At 40.3% G+C, this 2,191-nt stretch carries 3 protein-coding genes; 2 read left to right on the forward strand and 1 reads right to left on the reverse strand.

Going from position 1 to position 2,191, the window contains the following annotated elements; genetic code table 11:
- Nucleotides 1–406: 406 nt before the first annotated feature.
- On the forward strand, nt 407–547 hold the full coding sequence (locus BIV59_RS21990; protein ID WP_071353594.1) for a sporulation histidine kinase inhibitor Sda: 141 nt from the start codon (nt 407–409) through the stop codon (nt 545–547).
- Between the two features lie 45 nt (nt 548–592).
- Here BIV59_RS21990 and BIV59_RS21995 read toward each other — a convergent pair whose 3' ends face one another.
- Nucleotides 593–1,399 (reverse strand): phosphatidylserine decarboxylase, encoded by an 807-nt coding sequence (locus tag BIV59_RS21995; RefSeq protein ID WP_170846226.1) that lies wholly within the window; start codon nt 1,397–1,399, stop codon nt 593–595.
- 108 nt (nt 1,400–1,507) lie between these two features.
- Here BIV59_RS21995 and pssA point away from each other — a divergent pair, with 108 nt between their 5' ends.
- The gene (gene pssA, locus BIV59_RS22000; protein WP_071353596.1) at nt 1,508–2,047 is read left to right on the forward strand and encodes a CDP-diacylglycerol--serine O-phosphatidyltransferase; all 540 of its coding nucleotides are present in this window, start codon (nt 1,508–1,510) and stop codon (nt 2,045–2,047) included.
- Nucleotides 2,048–2,191: the final 144 nt, after the last annotated feature.

Consider the following 2,191-nt stretch of genomic DNA (forward strand, 5'->3'; position numbering starts at 1 on the left):
TCCATAATGCCAGGGATTGCGAAGTGTTACCTTTCTCACTATGTATGTTTTAATTCCGGAGCAATAAGGACTTTAGCTCATTGCCTGCTGTAAGACAGTCCAAATAGAAGCAGGCAGGATGATCAGAGCTAAAAATCAAAATAATTTTCGACAAATTTCTTCAATTTTATTTTTGTGGATAACCTTATGCACATTTTACCCTTTGTTTCACGCACAGAACTTCCAATTATAAACAAGTTAAACACAGGTTATCCACCAAATCCTGTGGATATTGGAACGGTTGTTCTTAACAATCTAATTTGATAAAGTGGGAATACACCAGGTTAACTTGTCAATATATGCACAGGATACACCGTTTATGCCTGATTGATATAATATGGAGGTGAGTGGCCGCTCTGGCAAAGCTATGAATAAATTAACTGATGATTTGCTGATTGAATCTTATTTTAAGGCAAGAAAATTAGAATTGAGCAGAGACTTTATCCGTCTTATTGAAACGGAAATTCACCGCAGATCCCTCACACATAAAATTAGAATAACACTGTAAAAAGCTACAAAGGCTGACAATGGGATCAGCCTTTTTCCTTTATGGTCAATCCTGCTCTGCGTCTGTAAGGACGCCCAGCTTTTCTCCGACTCTGACATCTGAAGGCACTGGTTTCTGTATGTCTTTTTGGAAAATTCCCTTTTCAAATAATAGCACCACTGTCGAACCAAAGCTGAAATAAGCAAACTCCTGGCCCTTAACCAGCTTGTCCGATTGCTCGGTGATTTCAATTGAGTTCACGAACATTGCTCCGACTTTCACAATGGCTACCATCCCTTTTTCATGTTCAACCTCGGTTATATTCCGGTAGTTCTTAGAAAGTGGTGCACGGCCGTATTTCATTCCTAATTTATTGACCGGATACGACTTTTGCCCGAGTACCCATCTTTTTTTCACGGTGCCGGATACCGGTGCATGAATCCTGTGATAATGGCTTGGGCTTAAATACAGCACCATAAATGATCCCCCAAGATATTTCCGGAGTGAGTCCGGGTCTTCCAGCATTTCTTCAATCGAGTATGTCCGTCCCTTTACAATGATGCTTTTTTCCAGAGTGATTTCCCCATAATCCTCCAAAACTCCATCCACGGGACTGACAACCGCAGAAGGATCCGCCGCTATAACTCTGGCATTTTCCTTTAGCTGCCTGGTAAATAAGGAATGCAGGTTTTCATACTCATCAAGCTTCCGGCTGCTTTCATCCTGATTGATGTTATAAACCCTTGCATAAGAAGGGATAAGATGCTTTGAGAGACTTGAGCTGCTGAACCTTTTCAGAAGATGGGAGCTCCATTTTCCGTTTGTCAATTCTATAAGTGACCGATAAAAAAATTGGTACAAATATTCCACCACCAAATGTAAAATAATTCAAAAATATCTTGCATAATTTGTACGGTATAAAATATTATTATATAATAAGCATTTAGGATGTAAATTATCCAGTCCAAGAGGAGTGAAAACATGTTAATATCTGACGTACTGGACCTTACTGTCAAGAAGCTGAAAACACAGACCGCAAACATCATAACCTTAACCAATTTATCCCTTGGCGGATTTGCGATAATTGCTGGCATGAATCATGAGTTAAACCTTAGTTTACTATTAATCTTTCTAGCCGCACTTGCCGACCGGTTTGATGGCATGGCAGCCAGAAAATTCAATTGTGAATCCGAGCTTGGCAAGCAGCTGGATTCCATGTGTGACATTATTTCATTCGGAATAGCCCCTGCTCTATTATTATATCAGGGTGTTCTTGAAGATTTTGGCGCTCCCGGCACATTCTTCACAGTATTTTACATTGGCTGCGGTGCATTCCGCCTCGCCAAATTTAATATTACGGAAAGCAATGGCTATTTCACCGGGCTGCCGATTACTGCAGCTGGATGCCTGGCTACCCTGAGCTTTCTGGCCATCGGACATGTCCATCCTGTCATTCTGCTGTCCTTTATGATTATATTATCTTTCTTAATGGTCAGTCCATTTAAACTTAAAAAAGTTTAATTTTAATGCACTTATCTCATTATAATGAAAAATGCCTCCTGATTTCACTCAGTGAAGTGACCCCTAAAAGTTAGACACGGTTATTTCGTTAGGCAGCGAGTGTGAAATGAGTTCGGTATTGTACGAGGCCACTGAAAAAGTCCA

This window comes from Bacillus sp. MUM 13, assembly GCF_001866725.1.
Taxonomy (GTDB): Bacteria; Bacillota; Bacilli; order Bacillales; family DSM-1321; genus Peribacillus.

Bases quoted from the DNA above. Each gene is read 5' to 3' on its own strand.
- BIV59_RS21990 (WP_071353594.1), top strand. From the start codon at position 407: ATGAATAAATTAACTGATGATTTGCTGATTGAATCTTATTTTAAGGCA.
- pssA (WP_071353596.1), top strand. From the start codon at position 1,508: ATGTTAATATCTGACGTACTGGACCTTACTGTCAAGAAGCTGAAAACA.